25 protein-coding genes and 1 tRNA gene are annotated in these 21,553 nt (G+C 68.6%); 18 read left to right on the forward strand and 8 right to left on the reverse strand.

Annotation, left to right across the window (positions count from 1 at the left end):
- Positions 1 to 19 precede the first annotated feature (19 nt).
- The 4 genes from ACFQRE_RS05700 (at position 20) to ACFQRE_RS05715 (ending at position 4,997) form a co-directional block, all read left to right on the forward strand.
- Positions 20 to 1,771 (forward strand): serine/threonine-protein kinase, encoded by a 1,752-nt coding sequence (locus tag ACFQRE_RS05700; RefSeq protein WP_380119827.1) that lies wholly within the window; start codon positions 20 to 22, stop codon positions 1,769 to 1,771.
- On the forward strand, positions 1,768 to 3,222 hold the full coding sequence (locus ACFQRE_RS05705; RefSeq protein ID WP_380119829.1) for a threonine/serine exporter family protein: 1,455 nt from the start codon (positions 1,768 to 1,770) through the stop codon (positions 3,220 to 3,222). The genes ACFQRE_RS05700 and ACFQRE_RS05705 overlap by 4 nt, the downstream gene beginning before the upstream one ends.
- A 160-nt stretch (positions 3,223 to 3,382) precedes the next feature.
- Entirely contained in the window at positions 3,383 to 4,072 is a 690-nt protein-coding gene (locus tag ACFQRE_RS05710) for a transglycosylase family protein (protein ID WP_380119831.1), read from the forward strand.
- A 235-nt stretch (positions 4,073 to 4,307) separates the two neighbouring features.
- A complete protein-coding gene (locus ACFQRE_RS05715) occupies positions 4,308 to 4,997 on the forward strand; it encodes a transglycosylase family protein (RefSeq protein ID WP_380119833.1) in 690 nt (229 codons plus the stop codon).
- A gap of 18 nt (positions 4,998 to 5,015) precedes the next feature.
- Here the strand turns inward: ACFQRE_RS05715 and ACFQRE_RS05720 are convergent, their stop codons facing one another.
- The 3 genes from ACFQRE_RS05720 to ACFQRE_RS05730 form a co-directional block, all read right to left on the reverse strand.
- A complete protein-coding gene (locus tag ACFQRE_RS05720) occupies positions 5,016 to 5,387 on the reverse strand; it encodes a VOC family protein (protein ID WP_380119835.1) in 372 nt (123 codons plus the stop codon).
- Between the two features lie 111 nt (positions 5,388 to 5,498).
- Positions 5,499 to 5,747 (reverse strand): acyl-CoA-binding protein, encoded by a 249-nt coding sequence (locus ACFQRE_RS05725; protein ID WP_380119837.1) that lies wholly within the window; start codon positions 5,745 to 5,747, stop codon positions 5,499 to 5,501.
- 70 nt (positions 5,748 to 5,817) lie between these two features.
- Positions 5,818 to 6,483 (reverse strand): NUDIX domain-containing protein, encoded by a 666-nt coding sequence (locus tag ACFQRE_RS05730; RefSeq protein WP_380120439.1) that lies wholly within the window; start codon positions 6,481 to 6,483, stop codon positions 5,818 to 5,820.
- Between the two features lie 103 nt (positions 6,484 to 6,586).
- On the opposite strand from ACFQRE_RS05730, the gene ACFQRE_RS05735 reads away from it, so the two are divergent.
- Positions 6,587 to 7,585 carry an SPFH domain-containing protein gene (locus ACFQRE_RS05735; protein ID WP_380119839.1) on the forward strand — a complete coding sequence of 333 codons (999 nt, stop codon included), beginning with the start codon at positions 6,587 to 6,589 and terminating at the stop codon, positions 7,583 to 7,585.
- Positions 7,586 to 7,595: 10 nt separating this feature from the next.
- Positions 7,596 to 8,480, forward strand: a complete 885-nt coding sequence (locus ACFQRE_RS05740; protein ID WP_380119841.1) for a hypothetical protein — start codon at positions 7,596 to 7,598, stop codon at positions 8,478 to 8,480.
- A gap of 72 nt (positions 8,481 to 8,552) precedes the next feature.
- Here ACFQRE_RS05740 and ACFQRE_RS05745 read toward each other — a convergent pair.
- Positions 8,553 to 8,625: transfer RNA gene (locus tag ACFQRE_RS05745), tRNA-Thr, on the reverse strand.
- A 154-nt stretch (positions 8,626 to 8,779) separates the two neighbouring features.
- On the opposite strand from ACFQRE_RS05745, the gene ACFQRE_RS05750 reads away from it, so the two are divergent.
- Complete coding sequence (locus ACFQRE_RS05750; RefSeq protein ID WP_380119842.1) at positions 8,780 to 10,123, forward strand: MFS transporter; 1,344 nt, start codon at positions 8,780 to 8,782, stop codon at positions 10,121 to 10,123.
- A 191-nt stretch (positions 10,124 to 10,314) separates the two neighbouring features.
- Here ACFQRE_RS05750 and ACFQRE_RS05755 read toward each other — a convergent pair whose 3' ends face one another.
- The 3 genes from ACFQRE_RS05755 to ACFQRE_RS05765 are packed head-to-tail and all read right to left on the reverse strand — an operon-like array spanning position 10,315 to position 13,027.
- Positions 10,315 to 11,475, reverse strand: a complete 1,161-nt coding sequence (locus tag ACFQRE_RS05755; protein ID WP_380119843.1) for an acyl-CoA dehydrogenase family protein — start codon at positions 11,473 to 11,475, stop codon at positions 10,315 to 10,317.
- Between the two features lie 47 nt (positions 11,476 to 11,522).
- A complete protein-coding gene (locus ACFQRE_RS05760) occupies positions 11,523 to 12,353 on the reverse strand; it encodes an SGNH/GDSL hydrolase family protein (RefSeq protein ID WP_380119845.1) in 831 nt (276 codons plus the stop codon).
- Entirely contained in the window at positions 12,350 to 13,027 is a 678-nt protein-coding gene (locus ACFQRE_RS05765; protein WP_380119847.1) for a uracil-DNA glycosylase, read from the reverse strand. The genes ACFQRE_RS05760 and ACFQRE_RS05765 overlap by 4 nt, the downstream gene beginning before the upstream one ends.
- Positions 13,028 to 13,169: 142 nt before the next feature.
- Here ACFQRE_RS05765 and ACFQRE_RS05770 point away from each other — a divergent pair, with 142 nt between their 5' ends.
- On the forward strand, positions 13,170 to 13,505 hold the full coding sequence (locus ACFQRE_RS05770; protein ID WP_380119849.1) for an ArsR/SmtB family transcription factor: 336 nt from the start codon (positions 13,170 to 13,172) through the stop codon (positions 13,503 to 13,505).
- Between the two features lie 34 nt (positions 13,506 to 13,539).
- Complete coding sequence (locus ACFQRE_RS05775) at positions 13,540 to 14,037, forward strand: SRPBCC family protein (protein WP_380119851.1); 498 nt, start codon at positions 13,540 to 13,542, stop codon at positions 14,035 to 14,037.
- Between the two features lie 82 nt (positions 14,038 to 14,119).
- Here ACFQRE_RS05775 and ACFQRE_RS05780 read toward each other — a convergent pair whose 3' ends face one another.
- Positions 14,120 to 14,488, reverse strand: a complete 369-nt coding sequence (locus ACFQRE_RS05780; protein WP_380119853.1) for an ArsR/SmtB family transcription factor — start codon at positions 14,486 to 14,488, stop codon at positions 14,120 to 14,122.
- 115 nt (positions 14,489 to 14,603) lie between these two features.
- On the opposite strand from ACFQRE_RS05780, the gene ACFQRE_RS05785 reads away from it, so the two are divergent.
- The 9 genes from ACFQRE_RS05785 to groL all read left to right on the forward strand — a co-directional run bounded on the left by ACFQRE_RS05785 (position 14,604) and on the right by groL (position 21,395).
- Positions 14,604 to 15,095 carry an ArsI/CadI family heavy metal resistance metalloenzyme gene (locus ACFQRE_RS05785; protein WP_380119855.1) on the forward strand — a complete coding sequence of 164 codons (492 nt, stop codon included), beginning with the start codon at positions 14,604 to 14,606 and terminating at the stop codon, positions 15,093 to 15,095.
- Positions 15,092 to 15,763, forward strand: coding sequence for an aquaporin (locus ACFQRE_RS05790; RefSeq protein WP_380119857.1), 672 nt, complete (start codon positions 15,092 to 15,094; stop codon positions 15,761 to 15,763). Before ACFQRE_RS05785 ends, ACFQRE_RS05790 begins: the two co-directional genes overlap by 4 nt.
- Positions 15,760 to 16,176, forward strand: coding sequence for an arsenate reductase ArsC (locus ACFQRE_RS05795; protein ID WP_380119859.1), 417 nt, complete (start codon positions 15,760 to 15,762; stop codon positions 16,174 to 16,176). Before ACFQRE_RS05790 ends, ACFQRE_RS05795 begins: the two co-directional genes overlap by 4 nt.
- A 126-nt stretch (positions 16,177 to 16,302) precedes the next feature.
- Positions 16,303 to 17,127, forward strand: coding sequence for a DUF3152 domain-containing protein (locus ACFQRE_RS05800; protein WP_380119861.1), 825 nt, complete (start codon positions 16,303 to 16,305; stop codon positions 17,125 to 17,127).
- A 22-nt stretch (positions 17,128 to 17,149) separates the two neighbouring features.
- A complete protein-coding gene (locus ACFQRE_RS05805; RefSeq protein WP_380119863.1) occupies positions 17,150 to 17,806 on the forward strand; it encodes an HAD family hydrolase in 657 nt (218 codons plus the stop codon).
- Positions 17,807 to 17,929: 123 nt separating this feature from the next.
- On the forward strand, positions 17,930 to 18,229 hold the full coding sequence (locus ACFQRE_RS05810; RefSeq protein ID WP_380119865.1) for a DUF3263 domain-containing protein: 300 nt from the start codon (positions 17,930 to 17,932) through the stop codon (positions 18,227 to 18,229).
- Positions 18,230 to 18,233: 4 nt separating this feature from the next.
- Entirely contained in the window at positions 18,234 to 18,698 is a 465-nt protein-coding gene (locus tag ACFQRE_RS05815) for a hypothetical protein (protein ID WP_380119867.1), read from the forward strand.
- 123 nt (positions 18,699 to 18,821) lie between these two features.
- Positions 18,822 to 19,424: a hypothetical protein gene (locus ACFQRE_RS05820; RefSeq protein WP_380119869.1), complete on the forward strand. Its 603-nt coding sequence runs from the start codon at positions 18,822 to 18,824 to the stop codon at positions 19,422 to 19,424.
- 342 nt (positions 19,425 to 19,766) lie between these two features.
- Positions 19,767 to 21,395, forward strand: a complete 1,629-nt coding sequence (gene groL, locus ACFQRE_RS05825; protein WP_380119871.1) for a chaperonin GroEL — start codon at positions 19,767 to 19,769, stop codon at positions 21,393 to 21,395.
- Positions 21,396 to 21,553: the final 158 nt, after the last annotated feature.

Below are 21,553 nucleotides of genomic sequence, written 5' to 3' on the forward strand. Positions count from 1 at the left end.
CACGGCATACCGTGTCTGCATGACTGCCGAAATCCTTGACGACTCGGGTGGGAGGGACGAGCTCCCCGAGCATGCGCTGCTCGGTTCGTACCGTCTCGTCCAGCGACTCGGCGAGGGCGGCATGGGTGTCGTCCACCTCGGACTCGACCGCCAGGGCAAGGCCGTCGCCATCAAGGTGCTGCGACCGCACGTCGCACACGACCCCGCAGCTCGGGCGCGACTGACGCGCGAGGTCGAGACCCTCCGCCGGATCCGCAGCCCTCGCGTCGCCCCGATCATCGACGCAGACGTCGACGGAGAGCGCCCGTTCATCGTCACCCGCTATGTCCCCGGCCCGCCGCTCGACGAGGTCGTCAACGCCCAGGGTCCGATGGGTCCGGACGACCTCCACCGCCTCGGCCGCGGTCTCGCCGAAGCGCTCGACGTCATCCACGCGAGCGATGTCATCCACCGTGACCTCAAGCCGGGCAACGTCCTCATCGTCGACGGCGACCCCGTGGTCATCGACTTCGGCATCGCCCACGTCGCCGACGACATCCGCCTCACCTTGACCGGACTCGTCATGGGCACGCCCGGCTATCTCTCACCCGAGGTCGTCGAGGGATCACCCGTGTCGACCGCCACCGACTGGTGGGGTTGGGCCGCAACCCTGGCGTATGCCGCGTCGGGCCGTCCGCCCTTCGGGCGCGGACCGATGGACGCCGTTCTCACCCGGGTCACCAGCGGCGAGCCGGACCTCGACGGGGTCGACAAGCGCATTGCACCCCTGCTGTATGCCGCCCTGGCTCCCGTTCCGCAGGACCGCCCGCACCAGCGCGAGGTCGTGGCGGCGCTCGAGAGGTATGCCCACGGCGGACTCGTCACCGACATCATCAAGGTGCGGCGCCCGTCGCCCCCCACACAGTCGCTGGCGATGCCTCGCACGGCGGTACTTCCGTTGTCCCGCACGCAGATTCAGCCCGCGCGTCCCGCAGTGGCGCCCGCCGTGATGCCGGCTGTCGTGCCACTGGTGGCGCAGCGTCCGACTCCCGCCGAGGCCCTGTTCGGACCTCCGGCCGGGGCACCCCAGGTCGCGCCGGAACGACAGCTGGAGCACCCGGCATACCCTCCGCAGGAAGGCGGCCAGAACGACTGGGATGCCGCGAGGGACGGCCAGCAACAGATCGATCCGCGCATCGGTCGGCAGAGCCGCAGCGGCACGGTCGCGGCGTTGCTTGCCGTGCTCGTGGCGACAGCGGCGACCGCTCCCGTTGTCGCTGCGATCGGACTGCTGTCGTGGATCGTCCTCGCACGCACCGCCGACCGTTCGGTGACCTCGCTCATCTTGCGGCGCCACGACAAGGGGCGGCGGCGCAGTGACATCCCGCTCGCGGTCGTGACCAGCCCCTGGCACTTCCTGGTGGGCATCATCAGCTCCTTGTTCGGCGCGATCATGCCGGCGCTCATGGCCGTGTCGGGTGTGTTCTGCGCGGCACTGGCCGTCGTCGCCATCCAGGGGACCGGATCGCCGGAGCCCGATGCGCTCGCGCCCCTCGCCGTCGGAGGGCTCCTCGCGGGGCTCATGGCGTGGTGGGGGCCGGGCGGCGCCAGTCTGCGCCGCGGCACCCGCAGCATCGTCCGGGGCGTCAGTCCCGGCCCGAGCATGGGTCGGGTCCTCGTCCTCCTCCTGCTCGTCACCGCGGTCGCCGTGGCGGCGGCGGGTGTCGTCAGCGGCCAGCCGTCGTGGTGGCCGACCGGGACGTCGTGGGCCGACCAGCTCAACCTGCCGTGAGCGACGCAGACCGTCGCCGCCGGGCCTGGCGCCTGCAGGGCGGGCCTCCGACCGAGCCCATGCCGCTCGTCGACCTCTTGCGACGCACCCCCTATCGCAACGCCCGGGTCGCCATCGAGGCCGCAGAGGAAGCGCGCGTGCGCGAGGCCCTCGACCTCGCCGTGCGCCTCGGTGAGCTCATGCTGCGCTCCGGCGCCGGGGCTCCTCAGGTCGAGGGATCGGTCGCTGCCGTCTGCGCCGCGGCGGGGCTCACCAACGTCGAGATCGACATCACGCTGCAGTCCTTGCTCGTCCACGCGCGCATCGACGCGGTGCACGCGGTGACCGAGCTGCGGGTCGTGCGGTCGACCCGTCACGACTATGCGCGACTGGTGGCGGTGCACGAGCTGGTCGACGCCTTCGTCAGTGGCCACATCGAGCTCCCGGAAGCCGTCGAGCAGTTGCGCGACATCAAGCGGGCTCGGCGCATCTGGCCGGACTGGTCGGTGACTGCCTCGACGGCGATGTTGGCCGCGGCCGTCGCCGTGATGATCGGCGCGACCCTTTTCACGGCGGCGGTCACGGTTCTCGTCGTCCTCGCGGTGTCGGCCGTCGAGCGCGTGATGCGGCCGATCCACCTGCCCGACTTCTACTCGAACGCCGTGAGCGCCTTCGTTGCGACACTGCTCGCGTGGGTCGCCTATTCCGTGGGTGCGCAGGGGTGGATTCCGTTGGGGGGCAAGGACTTTGCTTTCATCGTGGCCGGTGGAATCGTTGCGCTCCTGCCGGGGCGGACGATGGCCTCGGCTGTCGAGGACGTCATCTCTGGGTATGCCGTGACGGGCGCCGGACGGCTCCTCGCCGTCATGGTGTCGCTCACCGGAATCATCATCGGCGTCGCGGTGGCGCTGGGCACGACGATCCGGCTCACCGAGGCGCTGTCCTTCACCTTCGTCTCGCCGTCGGTGCTCGACCTGCGCACGACCCAGGCGGAGTGGTGGGCTTCGGTCATCGGTGCCTTCATCGTGGGTGCCTGCGGGTCGGTCACGATGCAGACCCGTCAGCGTCTCGTGTTGCCGACCGCTGCGATGGCGGTGGCTGCGGGCAGTGTGTATGCCGTGCTGACCCGCCTTTTCGACGTGGGTGCCGTGACGGCGACCGGGCTGGCAGCCGTCGCTCTCGGGCTGGTCGGTCGTCTGGTGGCCCTGCGTCTGGGTGCGCCGGCCATGGTGGTTGTCGTGCCGGCGAGCTTCGGGCTCCTGCCCGGTCTGACCATCTTCCGCGGCCTCTATGAGCTCGTCGGTCAGAACGCCACCGACATCGGGACGCTGTCCTTCCAGGCCGGTGTCGCGACCCTGCTCGGAGCGGCCGGCGTCCTGCTCGCCATCGCGACCGGGACGACGCTCGGTGAGATCATCGCGTCGCCGTGGGACCGGCGCGTGGCCCGGGTGCGGCGGCGCGCGCGCGTCTGACCACTTTTCGGTGGGCGAGCAGAGGGCTGGGCTCGGGTGCGAGGTTTCACAGACTTGTGAATATCCGTGATCTTCTTGTGACCTTTACTGATCGTGGGTACCTTCGAGGCTTGGCCCGAATCCCCTGTTGGGTCACCCCTCACCGCAAGGACCCCTGCCGATGTTCTACAGCCCGAAGCACGCTGCCCCGAAATCTGCACCCGTCCGTCGTCGCCTGGCAGGTGTCGCGGTGACCTCCGTGGCCGCCGTGGGTGGCGCCGCTGCGATGGCTCAGCCGGCATCTGCCGGTGGGACCGTCTGGGACCGGGTCGCGGCCTGCGAAAGCGGTGGCAACTGGTCGATCAACACGGGCAACGGCTACTACGGCGGGCTGCAGTTCTCCTACTCGACGTGGAAGGGCTTCGGCGGTCAGCGCTACGCCACCACCGCCAACAGGGCCTCCAAGGGTCAGCAGATCGAGATCGCCCAGAAGGTCCTCAAGGTCCAGGGCCCTGGCGCCTGGCCGGTCTGCAGTGTCCGTGCCGGGCTGACGCGCGCCAACGGAGCGGCTGTCCCTGCCCCCGCGACCGGGGTCTCGCGCGGCACGGCGCGACCTGGGCTGCTCGTCGTCGACGGCGTGAAGGGTCCCGCGACGCGCCGGGCGATCGAGTCATGGATCGGCGGGTCCGTCAACGCCTCGCTCGGCAAGGCCGACATGCGCCTGCTCGAGAAGAAGGTCGGCGGCTCGGTCAATGGCTCCTTCGAGCGCTCAGATGTGCGCAGGCTTCAGCGGCTCGTCGGTTCCACGGCCGATGGCTCATGGGGTCCCAAGACCACCGCGGCTCTGCAGCGTCACCTCAACGCCCGCTGACAGCAACGCTTGTGACGACGGGGTGGATCCGGCACTGGCCGGATCCACCCCGTCGTCGTGGGGCCCTGCTTGTCGGATTGGCGCGGGTGGTGCTCGGGCGGGCGACACGCCGTCGGCATACTTGCGTGACACGTGGGGTTGAAGTTACAGTCGTGTAGTTATGTGACAGGATTGAAATCTGTGACTGATGTGACGTAGCGTCCTTTGTCGTCCCCTGACGCAAAGGACTTCGGTCATGCTCTTCGCTCCTGAATTCCCCACTCGCCCGACTCGACGCCGGCCTCTGCGCCGCGCAGTCGTCGGCACCGCGCTCCTCGCCACGACCGCGTCAGCAACTGTCCTCGGTCTCGCGACCGGCGCCGGGGCGACCGAGAACGTCTGGGACCGCGTGGCCACCTGCGAGAGCGGCGGCAACTGGTCGATCAACACGGGCAACGGCTACTACGGCGGGCTGCAGTTCTCGTACTCGACGTGGAAGGCCTTCGGCGGACAGACCTACGCGACCACCGCGAACCTCGCGTCGAAGTCGCAGCAGATCCTCGTCGCCCAGAAGGTCCTCAAGGTCCAGGGCCCCGGCGCCTGGCCGGTGTGCAGTGTCCGCGCAGGCCTCACCCTGGCGAACGGCCTTGCTGTTCCCGTCTCGCGCGACACCACCCGAAGCCTGTTCCCCCTGACCGTCGACGGCCAGAAGGGGCCGGGCACGCGCAAGGCCGTCGAGACCTGGGTCGGTGGGTCGATCGATGCGATCTGGTCACCCGACGACGTCAAGAAGCTTCAGGGCAAGGTCGGCGCGACTCAGGACGGCTCGATCGGGCCGAAGACGACCAAGGCCCTCCAGGCCAAGGTCGGCGCGACTCAGGACGGCTCCTGGGGTCCCAAGACCACCGCCGCGCTGCAGGGCTACCTCAACCGCGTCTTCGACTGAGTTCCCGGTCAGTCAGGGTCAGCTGCGGTCGGGCAGCTGCTGCAGCGTCCACTGGTTGCCGTCGGGGTCGCTGAAGTCGACGAAGCGACCCCAGGCGAGGTCCTTGACGTCAGTGCACTCGACGTCCCGGTCGCGCAGATAGTCACACGCGGCGTCGGCGTCCGCGACAACGATCTGGATGTGCTGGGTCTGGCCCGTGGGCAGCATGTCCAGGCCGGTGCCGAAGCAGAACGAACATGCTGACCCCGGCGGCGTGACCTGCACGAAGCGCAGCCCGTCCATCGGCGTCTGGTCGTGATCGACGGTCCAGCCGACTTTGTCGCCGTAGAACTGCACGGCGGCGTCGACGTCGCTGACGCTGATGGGCACGAGCTCGATCTTGAAGTCCATGACAGCTTCCTTCGCGCAGACGCCCGAGCCGGTCTCGGCGCTCCCCGCCGACGTTAGCGGGCGTTCCGGTCAGCTTCAGGACGCTCAGGACAGGCGGGAGTCTCAGGACGCTCAGGACAGGCGAGCGACTTCGGCGATGTAGCCGGCCTCGGCCTGCTCGCTTGAGGTTCCGGAGAGCTTGGCCCACGCGTCGTACTTCGCGCGGCCCACCGGATTCGTGAAGCCGGGGCGCTTGCCATCCGCGTCCCCCACCGTGGCCTGCTTGTAGAGCGCATAGAGGCGCAACTTGGTGTCGTTGCCCGGGTCGTTGGTGAGGTCCGCGACCGCAGCCACAGCCTGTTCAAACTCAGAGTCAGCCATGTTCCTCAGGCTAGCGCCGGAGGCAGCGGTTGCGGGGCATCGAGAGGAGAGTGCAGGCGAGGGCTGAACCTCAGTGGCGGGTGATCGGGGGGTTGAGGACGTCGAGGCCGCCGCGAGTGAAGAGCTGCGCCGGCCGCCCGCCGTCGGCATTGCTGACCTGGCCGGTGGGATGAAGGAATCCCGGGGTCCGGGTGACCTTGCGGTGGAAGTTGCGCGGATCCAAGGACTGCCCCCAGACGGCTTCGTAGACCGCGCGCAGTTGGGCGACGGTGAACTTCGGAGGGCAGAACGCGGCCGCCAGCGGGCTGTACTCGAGTTTGGCGCGGGCGCGCTCGAGGCCGTCGGCCAGGATCTCGGCGTGGTCGAAGGCGAGCGACGTTGCCTTGGCGGTCGCATCGACGACGGGTACCCACGTGGCGCCGGCTGCGTCACTGCCGGCGACCGGCTCGACCAGTCCCGGGGCCAGGGCCAGCCAGGCAACGGTGACCGTCCGGCCGCGGGGGTCCCGGCCCGGCGCGCCATAGGTCGCGAGCTGCTCCAGGTGAACGCCCCTGCTGATGCCGGTTTCCTCGTGCAGTTCGCGATAGGCGGCATCGATCAGGTCCTCACTGGGGAGGACGAAGCCCCCGGGGAGCGCCCATCGCCCGGCGAAGGGTTCGATGCCGCGTTCGACGAGGAGCACACACAGTTGGTGCTCACGGATGGTGAGCACCACGAGGTCGGCGGTGAGGGCCATGCCGGTGTCGGTCACGAGAGAAGTCTAGCCACTAATCGTCAAGTTGACGATTAGTGATTGAGAGATTATCGTCATTCTCACGATAACCACTGAAGGAGGGCCCATGGCCACCATCACCACCGTTCCGTTCCTGCGGCACCTGCGCGCGTCCGCGACGAGCCACGTCCAACACTTGTCAGCCGGCAGCGTGCGTCACGACGCACCGGGAGCATCGTTCTGGTTCCGACCGTTGACGGCCGCGATCAGCGAGGTTCCCGTCGACGATCGCGAGCAGGAGGTCCTGGTGCGCGTCCGGACCGCAGACCTGCAGGAGGTCGCGGCTCCCGGCACCGTCACTTTCCGGTTTGCCCGACCAGAGGTCACGGCAACTCGTATCGACTTCTCGATCGACCTGCGCACGGGCGTGTGGCTGGAGCGTCCCTTGGAGCGCGTGGGTGCCACGATCCACGGCGCCACGTCGGCCGCAGTGACGTCGGCCCTGACGGGCCTGGACCTGGTTCGCGTCCTCACGATGGACCTCGAGGAGTTGGGGAGGGCCGTGGCGGCGCAGCTCTCGCAAGACGAGCGTCTCGTGTCCATCGGCATTGACGTCGTGGGCGTGAGGTTCAGCGTCCTGCGGCCCGACTCGGATGTGGAGCGTGCCCTCCAGACGCCCGCGCGTGAAGTGATCCAGCAGGAAGCGGACAAGGCCACGTTCGAACGACGTGCACTCGCCGTGGAACGTGAGGCCGCCATCGGCGAGAACGAATTGGCCAATCAGATCGAGCTCGCCCGGCGCCAGGAGCAGCTCATCGCCCAGAAGGGGTCCAATGCGCGAAAGACAGCGGAAGACGCTGCGGTGGCCGACGCCGTCGCTGCCGAGGCCGAAGCGGCTCGGATCACCGCGCTGGCCGCGGCGCAGGCCACGGCCGAGCGCTCCATCGGGCAGGCCGCAGCGGACACCGAGCGTGCCAAGCTCGCCGCGAATGAGGGTGTCTCGCAGGAGCTCCTCATGGCTCTCGCGCTGCGGGAGCTCGCCGCAAACCTTCCGGCCATCGACCAGATCACCATCACGCCGGACATGTTGACTGGTCTGGTCAACAGGCTCGGCGCCAAGGCATGAGGGCAGGCCGATGACCACTCCCCGCGTCGTTGTCGTCCACCGGCGGACCGAGTACGACGAACTCATCGCGCGCCACGGCACCCGCGGCCAGGCCGAGTTCTTCCTCGGCACGCGGCAGCTGGACCTCACTGCTGTCGAGCAGCGTCATGCACTCACAACGGCTGCCTTGGCGACCATCAGCGCGGGCATTCCGGCGGAGTGGTCCCGAGCACTGGTTGAACGAGATGACCTGTCCCAGTTCGTGATTCGCCCCGAGGACATCGTCGTGGTGGTTGGACAGGATGGCTTGGTCGCCAACCTGGCGAAGTACCTCGACGGTCAACCCGTCATCGGGATCAACCCCCTCCCGGGCTCAAACGCCGGCGTGCTGGTGCCGCACCCGCCACAGGCGATCGGGAAACTCCTTCAGTCGGTGAGCAGGGGCACGGCCCAGATCCTCGAACGAACCATGGTGCGTGCCGAGGCGGACGACGGGCAGAGTCTGATTGCCCTCAACGAGGTCTACGTCGGGCAGCCCACGCATCAGTCAGCGCGTTACACCTTGCAGGTCGCTGATGCCGTGGAGCGCCAGTCCTCATCCGGTGTCATCGTCGGAACCGGAACCGGCGCGACGGGATGGTGCCTTTCACTGCGGCAGGTTCAGGCACCCAGGCTCGCCCTGCCCGGACCGTCCGCCCGGACGCTTGCCTGGTTCGTTCGTGAGCCGTGGCCGTCGCCGTCGACAGGTGCCTCGATGACCGGCGGAACAGTCAGTGACGCAGCCGTGAGAATCCACGTCGAGTCGGACTCGCTCATCGTCTTCGGAGACGGCATCGAGAGCGATCGACTCACGCTCTCGTGGGGTCAGTCCGTGGCCATCGCCCCAGCCGACCGCAGGCTGGCAACGGTCCAGTAGGCGACCAGACAGGCTGGCGCGCAGATCTTGGGCTCGCTTCGGGGGGTGCCGATGTCCTGAGACATCGCCTTGAGCTGGCGAGGGGACTCGAACCCCTAACCTCCTGTTTACAAGACAGGTGCGCTACCAATTGCGCCACGCCAGCGCGCGTCGGCAGGCATTCGCCCCCGACGGCGACCCGAACTTTACCTGCCGCCGCTGGCCGACGCGCCATCGCCGGAAGGCAGCTCTTCACGGACCGGCGGCTCGCACGCGGACGGGGGCGGACGGCATACCCCGTCCGTCCCTAGAATTGAGCGGTGACGCGACCGCTCCGCCGCCAGATCCACGACATCGGTCGTCGTCGCGCGTGGACGATCTGGGTCGTGGCGCTCGCGGTCTACACGGTCGCGATCTTCCACCGCACCTCACTCGGCGTCGCGGGACTTGTTGCGGCAGAACGCTTTGACATCACCGCGTCCCAGCTCGCGACCTTCACGGTCCTGCAACTCGTGGTGTATGCCGGGATGCAGATTCCCGTGGGCGTCCTCCTCGACCGCTTCGGGTCGCGTCGCCTGCTGCTCGTCGGCCTCACGCTCATGACCGCCGGTCAGATGTGGTTCGCCTTCGCGGACAGCTATGCGATGGGCCTCGCGGCGCGCGTCCTGCTCGGCATCGGCGACGCCATGATCTTCACGAGCATGCTGCGCCTCGTCGCGTTGTGGTTCCACGTGAAGCAGGCGCCGATCATCACCCAGCTGAGCGGCATGGTCGGGCAACTCGGTGCGGTCGCGGCAGCCACGCCGCTGGCTCTGGCCCTCGACCGTTGGGGCTGGGAGCGGTCCTTCTCGATCACGGCGGGTTCCGGCGCACTGCTCCTCGTCGCCCTCTTCTTCGTCGTCAAGGACTCGCCCTACACCGGTGAGGCCGTCGAGAAGATCAAGGTGCGCGCCCTCGCCCGGACCCTCGGCGAGGTCTGGGGCAACCCCGGTACCCGCCTCGGCATGTGGATCCACTTCACCGGCCAGTTCGGGGCCACCGTGTTCACGATGCTGTGGGGCTACCCGTTCCTCGTCGAAGGGCAGGGGCTCAGCCCGGCGGTTGCTGGCGGACTCCTCATCACGCTCACGCTCTCGTCGATGGTGGCCGGGCCGATCGTCGGCAGCCTCACCGGGCGTCTGCCCTATCGCCGCTCGCAGATCGTCCTGTGCATCGTTGCGGCCATCGCGGGCGTGTGGGCCGTCGTCCTCCTGTGGCCCGGGCGTGCGCCACTGCCGCTGCTCGTGCTGCTCGTGTGCGTGATGGCATTCGGTGGGCCGGGTTCGATGGTGGGCTTCGACCTCGCCCGCAGTTTCCACCCGTCCGACCGGTTGGGGCGGGCAACAGGCGTCATCAACATCGGCGGGTTCTTTGCCTCGCTCGTGACGATGGCGCTCATCGGCTTCATCCTCGACCACCGGGCGCCGGGTGGGCAGGGGACCTACACGCTCACGGACTTCAAGGTCGCAATGTCGGTGCAGTTCCTCCTCTGGGGCCTCGGCGCGGTCCAGATCTGGCGCTATCGGCACAAGGGGCTGTCGTTCGTCGACGAGCACCCGGGTGCCCTCGACGCACTGCGGGCCGGCGACACGTTGCTGCCCGGCATCTCGCGCGACCCCGACTGACCCGACGCTGCCGCCCCGAGTGATCTGCCGCCGTTTGCCTGCCTGACGCGTGTCGGTCACCGGCTGGGCCGGGTCTGCGACCTATAACTGGGGTGACCGGGCCGTGTATGAGACGGCCCGGTCTGACATTTCTCCGCTCATGGGGCCAAGGGCGCGCAATGTCGCGCGGTTGGCCCCATGGAGCCGGCCGGTCAGCGCAGGACGTGACGGCTGATGACGAGCCGCTGGATCTGGTTGGTGCCCTCGAAGATCTGGGTCACCTTGGCCTCGCGGAACATGCGCTCCACCGGGAAGTCCTGCGTGTAGCCCGCCCCGCCAAGCACCTGCACCGCGTCCGTCGTCACCTTCATCGCCGCATCGGTGGCGAGCAGCTTGGCCACCGCCGCCTCCTTCGAGAACGGACGACCGGCGTCCTTGAGGCGCGCGGCATACAGGTAGGCCGCTCGCGCCCCCGAGACCGCAGCCTCCATGTCGGCGATCAGGAACGCCAGGCCCTGGTTGGCCGCGATCGCCCGTCCGAACTGCTGCCGTTCCTTGGCGTATGCCGCGGCCGCGTCGAGCGCCGACTGTGCCAATCCCGTTGCGCCAGCGGCGATTCCGAGCCGACCCGCGTCCAGCGCCGACAGCGCGATGGCCATGCCCTGACCCTCGTCGCCGATGCGGTTGGCCTCGTCGACGGGGACGCCGTCATAGATGACCTCGCGCACGGTGTCGCAGTGCAGACCCATCTTCTTCTCCGGTGCACCGAAGGTCATCGCGTCGGATCCAGCCGGCACGATGAAGCACGACAGCCCGCGCCCGCCGTCGTCGGAGGTGCGCGCGAACGTCGTGTAGTAGTCGGCGTGACCAGCGTGAGAGATCCAGGCCTTGCGGCCCTTGACCGTGTATGCCGCGTTGTCACCATCGCGCGTCGCTCGCGTTGTCATCGAGCCCACGTCCGAACCGGCGAGCGGCTCCGAGAGGGCGTAGGCGCCGAGCTGGTCGCCCGACAGCATCCCCGGAAGGAGCGCCGCCTGCTGCTCTGGCGTCCCGAAGGTCGTCACCGGATAGGCGGTCAGCGAGTGCACCGAAACACCCACGGCCACGCTCATCCACGCGGAGGCGACCTCCTCGACGACCTGCAGGTAGACCTCGTAGGGCTGCCCGCCGCCACCGTGCTCCTCGGGGTGGGGGAGCGACAACAGTCCCGCCCGCCCGAGAGTGCGGAAGACCTCGGTGGGGAACTGCTCGTCCTTCGCCGCGGCGCGCTCGGCCTCATCGACGCGCGGACGCAGCTCCTTGTCGCAGATCTCGCGGGTGAGCTCGATGAGATCGTGACCCTCATCGGTGGGCAGAAGGCGATTGACCGGCATACGCGCGACTGTAACGCGAGCGTGCTGCGAGCCGAAGGCGAGCCGGGTCAGCCTCCGGGAGCGTCGTCGAACGGCCGCATCGGCGAGAGGTCCGGTCGTTTCGGTTCGACGGTGTCGCCGCTCGACTGCCCCTTCATGCGTCGCTGGACCCAGGGGGCCAGGTGCTCGCGGGCCCAGGCGGCGTGCGCGCGAAGCTCCTGACGCTTGGTCACGGCAACCCCCTGGGGCAGTGGCGTGCGCCAGTCGTCCTCATCGGTGGCGTGCCCGAGCGCAGTCAGGGCGGCGAGTGCCACGCGTCGGTGGCCCTCGGTTGTGAGGTGGATGCGGTCAGGTGCCCACAGGCGCCAGTCGCGCAGGGCAGGGAGCCCCCAGAGGTTGAGCACATGGCAGCCGTGACGTTGGGCGATCGTGAAGATGTTGGCCGTGTGGACCGCGTGCCGACCGCGCAAGGGCTTGAGGAGTCCGGCCTCCTGCGGGTCGACGGGGGTGGCCAACAGGACGTCAGCACCGCTCTGCCGCAACCGAATCACCGCATCCTCGAGCGTCTCCATGAGCGCGTTGGTGTCAACGCCCGGTCGCAAGAGGTCGTTACCGCCACCGACGAGGGACACGAGGTCAGGGGACATCGAGAGAGCGCGATCGAGCTGGGGCCCGACGACGTCTCCGAGCAGGCGTCCGCGCACGGCGAGGTTGGCGTAGCGGAACGGCAGGTGCTCCATCTGGGCCAGATCGCTCAACGACTCCGCCAGGCGGTCGGCCCAGCCGATGTAGGCGTTGTCGTTCTCGGGATCCGGGTCGGACATGCCCTCGGTGAACGAGTCGCCGATCGCGACGTAGCTGCTCCAGACGCGCGGGGCGTTCGGCGGCAAGGGGGTCACGGCAGTCTCCAGTCGAGTGGCTCGGCGCCCTGGCGGACGAGCAGGTCGTTGACCTGGCTGAACGGTTGCGAGCCGAAGAACCCGGATCGCGCCGACAGGGGAGAGGGATGGGCGCTCTCCACACACGCCATGTCGCCGAGCCGGGGGCGCAGCGATCGGGCATCGCGCCCCCAGAGGATCGCGACGAGCGGGCCACCGCGTTGCACGAGGGCGTCGATGGCGCAGTCGGTGACCTGCTCCCAGCCTTTGCCGCGGTGGCTCGCGGACGCGCCGGGTCGCACGGTGAGGACGCGGTTGAGGAGGAGGACGCCGCGCTCGGCCCACGGGGTGAGGTCGCCGGACGTGGGGGCGGGCACGCCGAGGTCGGTCTGCATCTCCGTGTAGATGTTGACGAGGCTGCGCGGGATGGGCCGCACGTCGGGGGCCACGGCGAAACTCAGGCCGATGGGATGTCCCGGAGTCGGATAGGGGTCCTGGCCGACGATGAGGACGCGGACGTCGTCGAGGGGCTGTTCGAAGGCCCGCAGGATGTGAGGTCCGCCCGGCAGATAGCCCCGTCCCGCCGCCACCTCGGCCCGGAGGAACTCGCCCAACTCGGTCAGGGTCGACTCGACCGGAGCCAGGGCCTGTGCCCACGAGGGGTGGACGAGCTCGGTCAACGGGCGCGAAGTCACGCCCCCAACCTTAGGCCTCGACTTCGTGCCCCGGACGGACACGGTCCACCCGGCCGAAGGCCGCCCTCCCGTGTCCGTCCGGGGCGCGAAGTCGGTAAGTGGGGGTTGACAACCTACAACTGAATGGTTGTAGGTTGGCGGCATGACCACCACCGAGGAGCACGAGAAGCGGGCCGACGCCCTCTTCCACGCGCTCGCCGACAGCACACGGCGCGACATCCTGCGCCGCGTCCTGGCAGGGGAGCACTCGGTGTCGGCCCTGGCCCGCAGCTATGACATGAGCTTCGCGGCCGTGCAGAAGCACGTCGCGGTCCTCGAGCGAGCGGGACTGATCAGCAAACGCCGCAGCGGCCGCGAGGCGCTGGCGAGTGGAGAGGTCGAGGCCATCCGGTCCGTCGCCTCCCTGCTCGGCGAGTTCGAAGCCGTGTGGCGCGGCCGCATCGGTCGGATCGACGACCTCCTCGCCGGTCCCGAATGAGCCATCCCTGAGTCACAACCCGAAGGAGAGCACCATGCCTGTCACGAGCGTCGACAAGAACCTCGATGACCACTCGATCGTCGTCACCTCCGACTTCCCCGCTCCCGTCGAGCGCATCTGGCAGTTGTGGTCCGACCCGCGCCAGCTCGAGCAGTGGTGGGGGCCGCCGACCTACCCGGCCACGGTCTCCGACTTCGACTTCGTGCCTGGCGGTCGCGTCGGCTACTACATGACCAGCCCCGAGGGCGAGAAGTTCGGTGGCCTCTGGACCCTCGACTCCATCGAGGCGCCCCACCGGCTCACCTTCCAGGACGCCTTCGCCGACGACAACGGCAACCCCGCAGAGGGTATGCCGGTCGGCACCTGCGTCGTCGAGCTCACCGAGCGGGACGGCGGGACCCGCATGGTCACGACGACGACCTATGGCAGCGCCGAGGACCTCGCGAAGGTCGTCGGGATGGGCATGGAGGAGGGCCTTCGAGGCGCCATCGGCCAGATTGATGACATCCTCGCCGCCGAGGCAGCCGCCTGACCGAATCCGCGCCTACTGCACCGTAAGTGGGGTGATCACCCCACTTACGGTGCGGTAGCAGTGGGGTGATCTGGTGCCCCGGTCAACTGAAGATCGAGCGGACGTCGTCGAGGCGGGACGGGACCACGCGGAACCAGGCCCAGGTGCCCCGCTTCTCGCGCTCGATGAGCCCGGCCTCGGTGAGCACCTTGAGGTGATGGCTCACCGTCGGCTGGGCCAGACCGACGGCCGGGGTGAGGTCGCAGACGCACGCCTCACCGCCCTCGCTGTCGCGAATGATGCTCAGCAGGCGCAGTCGGACGGGGTCGGCGACGGCCTTGAGCAGTTGGGCGTTGGTCTCCGCCTGCTCGCGGGTCAGGCCCCCGGGGGTCGTGATCCCACAACAGGGCGCCGCCTCCAGAAGGTTCTCGCGCGCTCGTGCGCTCGCCTTCGTGGTCGCGCTCGTCGTCATGTCATCCCTCCGGTTGCCTCGCGCTTCATCATGCCATCCTAAGTATTGACGTTCATCGATATATGGGGTTCACTTCATCCATCGACAGTCATCAATCTACGGGAAGGCACCTCAGATGACCACTGCAGCCACCGTCTCCACCACCTCGCGGGTCCAGCTCGCCCTCAACGTCGTCGACCTCGAGGCGTCCATCGCCTTCTACTCCGCCATGTTCGGCGTCGAGCCCGCCAAGCGCCGCCCCGGCTACGCCAACTTCGCCGTGACCGAGCCGCCCCTCAAGCTCGTCCTCATCGAGACCACCGAGGAGAACCGGGGCAGCGGAACGGCCGGCGCGCTCAACCACCTCGGCGTCGAGGTCTCGTCCGTGGAGGGCGTCACCGCGGCCCGCGAGCGCTTCGCCGATGCGGGTCTCGCCGCCTTTGACGAGAACGACACGACCTGTTGCTACGCGCTCCAGGACAAGGTGTGGGTCCACGACCCCGCTGGCGCCCCGTGGGAGGTCTACACGGTCAAGGACGAGAACCCTGCGGACGCCCGCCCGGCCACCGCGAGCCTCGAAGTCCTCGACGTCTCCGGCTCGAGCGCGAAGGCTGGCTGCTGCGCGTGAGCTCCCTCCCACGGGCGCTCGCCGCTGAGGCCGTCGGCACCGCGGGGCTCCTCGCGGCTGTCGTCGGCTCGGGCATCATGGCGCAGCGCCTCACCGACGACGTCGGCCTCCAGCTCCTCGCCAACGCCGTCGCCTCCGTGGCCGCCCTCGCGGTCCTCATCGCGGTCATCGCGCCCGTGAGCGGAGCCCACTTCAACCCGGCCGTCTCGCTCGCCCAAGCGATCCGTCGCGACCTCCCGTGGTCCCGATTTCCGGGGTATGCCGTCGCGCAGGTTCTCGGCGGAACCGTCGGCGTCGCGGTCGCGAACCTGATGTACGACCTCGCACCGCTCCACCTCTCCGGAAAGGTGAGAACTGGTGCGGGACAGTGGATTGGTGAGATTGTTGCCACCGCTGGACTCGTCCTCGTCGTCGGCCACGTGAGCCGAGGAGGTCGCGGCCACCTCGCCCCGACCCTCGTCGCCGCGTGGATCTTCGCGGCCTACTGGTTCACCTCCTCGACGTCCTTCGCCAACCCGGCCGTCACCATCGCGCGGATGTTCAGCGACACCTTCGCCGGCATCGCCCCGGCCTCCGTCCTTCCCTTCGTCCTCGCCCAGGTGACGGGCGTCGCGATCGGGCTGGGCGGCATACGCCTGCTTGTCTCTGAAACTCAGGAGTCCTCATGACCGAACGCCCCTCCGTGCTCTTCGTCTGCGTCCACAATGCCGGGCGCTCCCAGATGGCTGCCGGCTACCTCGAGGCCCTCGGTGGCGGGCAGGTCGAGGTCCGCTCCGCCGGCAGCGCGCCCGCCGACCAGGTGAACGCCGCCGCGGTCGAGGCCATGGCCGAGGAGGGCATCGACCTCACCGCTGCGTCGCCCAAGGTGCTCACCACCGACGCAGTCCAGGCCTCCGACGTCGTCATCACCATGGGCTGTGGCGACGCGTGCCCGATCTTCCCGGGCAAGCGCTACGAGGACTGGGAGCTCGAGGACCCGGCCGGCAAGGGTGTCGAGTCGGTGCGCCCGATCCGCGACGACATCAAGCGCCGCGTCCTCGAGCTTCTCGCCAGCCTCGACATCGAGCCCACGCGACCCTGACCGCGACCCACCGAGGGATCGAAGGTCCCCGGCTCCGGTTGCGGGCGCTGGTGTGATGACCTTGTGACACGCGCGCACACAGCAATGAGGCCGGACCTGCACGGGGAGCCGCCGTTGGTGCTCACCGTGCGAGGGCGACGCGTCATGCTCGTCGTCCTCGTTCTCACCGTGGTGCTCGTCGCGCTCACGATCCGGGCGGTCGTGAGCGATGCCAGTCCCGTGACGAAGGGCTCGGCCGCCTCCGCGTCGACCGCGGCCAACGGCAATGCGGGACCCAAGCCGTCACCCGCGTTGAACGGCCAGTCCGCGACGCCGTCGCCGACGAAGTCCGCGACGACGAAACCCACGACGACGAAACCCACGCCTTCTCCGTCGGTGAGCGCGACGACCTCGACCGGGATCAAACGCTCCGGCCTCGTGGGCTCCGGCGCGTTCACGACGTCGACGTGGGCGAGGCCAGCGGTCCGCCAGACCCCGAAGCTGCACACGTTCATCGTGAAGGTCGAGGGGGGCGTCCGGGTCGACCCCGACGACGTCGCACAGCACGTCCACGCCATCCTCAACGACCCGCGTGGATGGACCGGCAACAACGGCGCGAGCTTCGCCGCCGTGGCCGATCCGGCCCGAGCCGACTTCGTCGTCTACATCGCATCGCCGCCGACGACCAACAGGATGTGCGCGCCGCTGCGGGTCGGTGGCAAGTGGAGCTGCGCTGCGGGGAGCAAGGTCGTGCTGAACTCGGACAGGTGGCAGCTCATGACGCCGACCTATGACGACCTCACCGAATACCGCGCGTACATGGTCAACCACGAGGTCGGTCACTTCTTGGGGCGGGGCCACGTCGGCTGCCCCAAGGCCGGGGCCGCTGCGCCGGTGATGCTGCAGCAGTCGATCAGTCTCAGGGGCTGCCGGCCCAACGCCTGGCCCACCACCCCGTCGACTGCCTCCTGACGCGACCCGCGAGGATGTGGGGGTGAGTTCCCTCCGTTGGCAGACCATCTTCTTCGACCTCGACGGCACGCTCGCCAACACCATCCCGCTCATCGTCGCGAGCTACCAGCACGCGTTCCGCGAGGTGCGCGGCGAGGAGATCGACGACGCCAGGGCCCGGGCCTGGATCGGGCGGCCGCTCCTCGGCGCCCTCCTCGAGGAAGACCCCGAGCGCGGGCACGACCTCGACTCCACCTACCGCGAGTGGAACCTTGCCAACACCGAGCGGCTCATCGAGCGCTACGACGGTGTCCCCGAGATGCTCACGACGCTCACTGCCGCAGGCGCCAACGTCCACATCGTCACGAGCAAGCGCACCGACACGGCCCGGTTGGCGCTCGTGGGAGTCGGGATCGACCACCTCATCGACGTCGTCGGCGCGCTCGAGCACACGACGAACCACAAGCCCCACCCCGAGCCCCTTCTCGTCGCGGCCGCCAAGCTCGGCGTCGACCCCACCACGGCCGTCTACGTCGGCGACGCCACCGTCGACATCATCGCGGCCCGCGCTGCCGGCATGGCCGCGGTCGCCGTGACCTGGGGCGCAGGGGAGCGCGCGGCACTTGAGGCGACCGACCCGGACACGGTCGTCGACAGCGTCGGCGAGCTCACGGCATACCTGATGACGGGGCCCATGTGACACCTGAGGCGTCTGAGCAGACCGACCCGGCGTGTGTCCAGCGGACACGCCGAGCCTAATGACAGCCGTGTCATTCGACCGATAGGGTGGCCATCGCAGCCGTCGCACCAGAAGGGTCGAACCGTGAACGCCGTCCACGAAGAGCAGTCCGCAGCACCCAGTGTCGAGGGGCTGACCGACCGTGACCGCCGCATCATCGACTTCGAGCGCCAGTGGTGGAAGTACGCCGGGTCCAAGGAGTCGGCCATCAAGGAGCTCTTCGACATGAGCCCCACGCGCTACTACCAGGTGCTCAACGCCCTCATCGACAGCACCGTGGCGCTCGAGCACGACCCGATGCTCGTCAAGCGCCTGCGCCGTCAGCGCGCGACCCGTCAGCGCGCGCGCTCGGCACGCCGCCTCGGCCTGCAGCCGCAGGGCTGACCCGGTGAGCGAGCTCGACTGGAGCACGCCCGATGGCCTCGCCGCCATCAAGGACCACCTCTCCGCCAAGATCGAGGGCTGGCGCCCTCCTGTGGCGTATGCCGTGGGGCTGAGTTCCGCGTCCAGCTCGGCTGAGCTGGACTTCGGGCACGTCAACGCTCCGGGCGGCCGGCACGGGCTCCCCGCAGTCATCCTGGCCACGGTGCTGGGACACGACGGATCGACCGCCACCCTCGAGTTGACGACCTCGCAGCTCGCCGCCGCCGTGGAGTCGCTCGAGCCGGCCGAGGCCTGCACGGAGCTCGACCACCCAAACCTTGCCGCCTGGCGAGTGGCCCTGGCCGAGGCGCAGTCCAATCCGGCCCGCACCCTGGTCGCCGTGTTCGTCGCGGACCTGGACGACCCGGTGGCCTCGGAGGCCGACGGCACGATGCGAGCCACGTTCGAGGGCCACGCACCGACTCTCTGAGGCTGCTGCCTGAAAGAAAGTCCCGCTGGCACGCAACCGAATCGCCTCGGCGCACGTAGTGATGGTCAGAGCCACAGGGGGTGGCTCGTGACCGGCCCAGTGCCGAGAACCAGGGGGGACCACGTGTCTCGCAAGATCCGCACCATGACTGCCATCGGCTTCACCGCCGCGACGTTTGCCGCCATCGCGGCGCCGTCGCAGGCCGCACCCAAAGCCAAGGTGCCGCTCAGCTCGACCCTGATCGGGGAGTGGCGTGTCGGGGGAACCTTGGCTGGGGCGCCGGGCAACGTCCACACCGGCAACATCAACCTCAGTGACGGGTCGGGCCGGTTGACCGCACTCAGCGCCTACGACTGGCAGTGCCCCGAGGAGTCGTCCTCTCCCGACGACGGCTCCTGCATCCAGCTGCGCCGCACCAGCGCCATGGACTTCGAGGCCGCCGCCGATCTGAGCATTGCCAAGAAGCTCAGGTCGGCCATCGGATCCTCGTCCGTCGTCGGCGAGGTCGTGGACGGTGAGGGCGACTCCGTCCCCACGGCTCTGGGCATCTCCGCCGCCTTCACCGGTGCTGGGCCCCTGACCCAGGAGGCCCACGAGCAGTCCGACCCCACGGCTGGCACCTACACGCTGGTCGTTCAGGAGCGCGCCGCAGTCGGGACCGTGACCTACAACGGCACCGAGATCCAAGGCGTGACCGGTCACATCGTCACGCAGACCCGCCGCTGACCGGGCGCGAGGAGCGTCCACAAGCCGCGTCCGCGCGGATGGTCCGAGTGAGGCCGTCCGCGCGGACGCACGTGTCTGGGGGAGGTGCGCACACGGCATACCGGCGTGTCGTGTCCCTTTGGAGGGATTGGTGAGAAAAGTGCGAGGTCCAGTGGGTGTGGAGCGTTTGCACTCTCCACCCGAGAGTGCCAATAATGGGTTGGCACTCTCGGCATGAGAGTGACAATCTGGCCAGTCTGGTGAGGGTCGGCACGCGCACAGACATGAAGTGCGCAGGCCTGCTCGTCCGTCGCGGGCGCCACCTGGCCAACACCTTCGATTCGCGTGGGAGGAACCACCCGAATGGCCAAGATCATCGCATTTGATGAAGAGGCACGCCGCGGACTCGAGCGAGGAATGAACATCCTCGCCGACGCCGTCAGAGTCACCCTGGGCCCCAAGGGCCGCAACGTCGTGCTGGAGAAGAAGTGGGGAGCCCCCACGATCACCAACGACGGTGTGTCCATCGCCAAGGAGATCGAGCTCGACGACCCCTACGAGAAGATCGGCGCCGAGCTGGTCAAGGAGGTCGCCAAGAAGACCGACGACGTCGCCGGTGACGGCACGACGACGGCGACCGTTCTCGCCCAGGCCCTCGTCAAGGAAGGCCTGCGCAACGTTGCGGCTGGCGCCAACCCGATGGCGCTCAAGCGCGGCATCGAGAAGGCTGTCGAGGCTGTCTCCGCTGAGCTGCTCAACAACGCCAAGGACGTCGAGACCAAGGAGCAGATTGCTGCTACCGCCTCGATCTCCGCAGCTGACCCCCTGATCGGCGAGATGATCGCCGAGGCCATGGACAAGGTCGGCAAGGAAGGCGTCATCACGGTCGAGGAGAGCAACACCTTCGGTCTCGAGCTCGAGCTCACCGAGGGCATGCGCTTCGACAAGGGCTACATCAGCCACTACTTCGTGACCGACCCCGAGCGCATGGAGACCGTCCTCGACGACCCCTACGTGCTCGTCGTCAACTCCAAGATCGGCCAGATCAAGGACCTGCTGCCGCTGCTGGAGAAGGTCATGCAGTCCGGCAAGCCGCTGCTCATCATTGCCGAGGACGTCGAGGGCGAAGCGCTCTCCACACTCGTCGTCAACAAGATCCGCGGCACCTTCAAGTCGGTTGCCGTCAAGGCTCCCGGCTTCGGTGACCGTCGCAAGGCCATGCTCGCCGACATCGCCATCCTCACCGGTGGTCAGGTCATCTCCGAGGAGGTCGGGCTCAAGCTCGACACCGCAGAGATCGACCTGCTCGGCAAGGCCCGCAAGGTCGTTGTCACCAAGGACGAGACGACCATCGTCGAGGGTGACGGGGACGCCGACCAGATCCAGGGTCGCGTCAACCAGATCCGCGCCGAGATCGAGAAGTCGGACTCCGACTACGACCGCGAGAAGCTCCAGGAGCGCCTCGCCAAGCTCGCCGGTGGCGTCGCTGTCATCAAGGCGGGCGCGGCCACCGAGGTCGAGCTCAAGGAGCGCAAGCACCGCATCGAGGACGCCGTGCGCAACGCCAAGGCTGCCGTCGAAGAGGGCATCGTCGCCGGTGGTGGCGTCGCTCTCCTCCAGGCCGGCAAGGTCGCGTTCGAGAAGCTCGAGCTCGAGGGTGACGAGGCGACGGGCGCCAACATCGTGCGTGTCGCGATCTCGGCTCCGCTCAAGCAGATCGCCATCAACGCTGGCCTCGAAGGCGGCGTCGTCTCCGAGAAGGTCGCCAACCTCGAGTCCGGTTGGGGCCTCAACGCCGCGACGGGTGAGTACGTCGACCTCATCGCTGCGGGCATCATCGACCCGGCCAAGGTGACGCGTTCCGCGCTCCAGAACGCCGCGTCGATCGCCGCGCTGTTCCTCACCACTGAGGCAGTCATCGCCGACAAGCCCGAAAAGGCTGGCCCCCCGATGCAGGGTGGCGGCGACGAGATGGGCGGTATGGGTTTCTGACCCGTACGCACTGATCGAAGCGCAGCCGACCACACGGCATACGCGAAGGAAGGGCGGTCTCCCCAACGGGAGGCCGCCCTTTCGCGTTCCGCGTTCAGGGTGCTCTCAGGGTTCTCTGGGGGAAGAAACCCACAGCGCGTATGCCGTCCGCCACCTAG

This window comes from Knoellia pratensis, from assembly GCF_042666395.1.
GTDB classification, from domain to species: domain Bacteria; phylum Actinomycetota; class Actinomycetes; order Actinomycetales; family Dermatophilaceae; genus Knoellia; species Knoellia pratensis.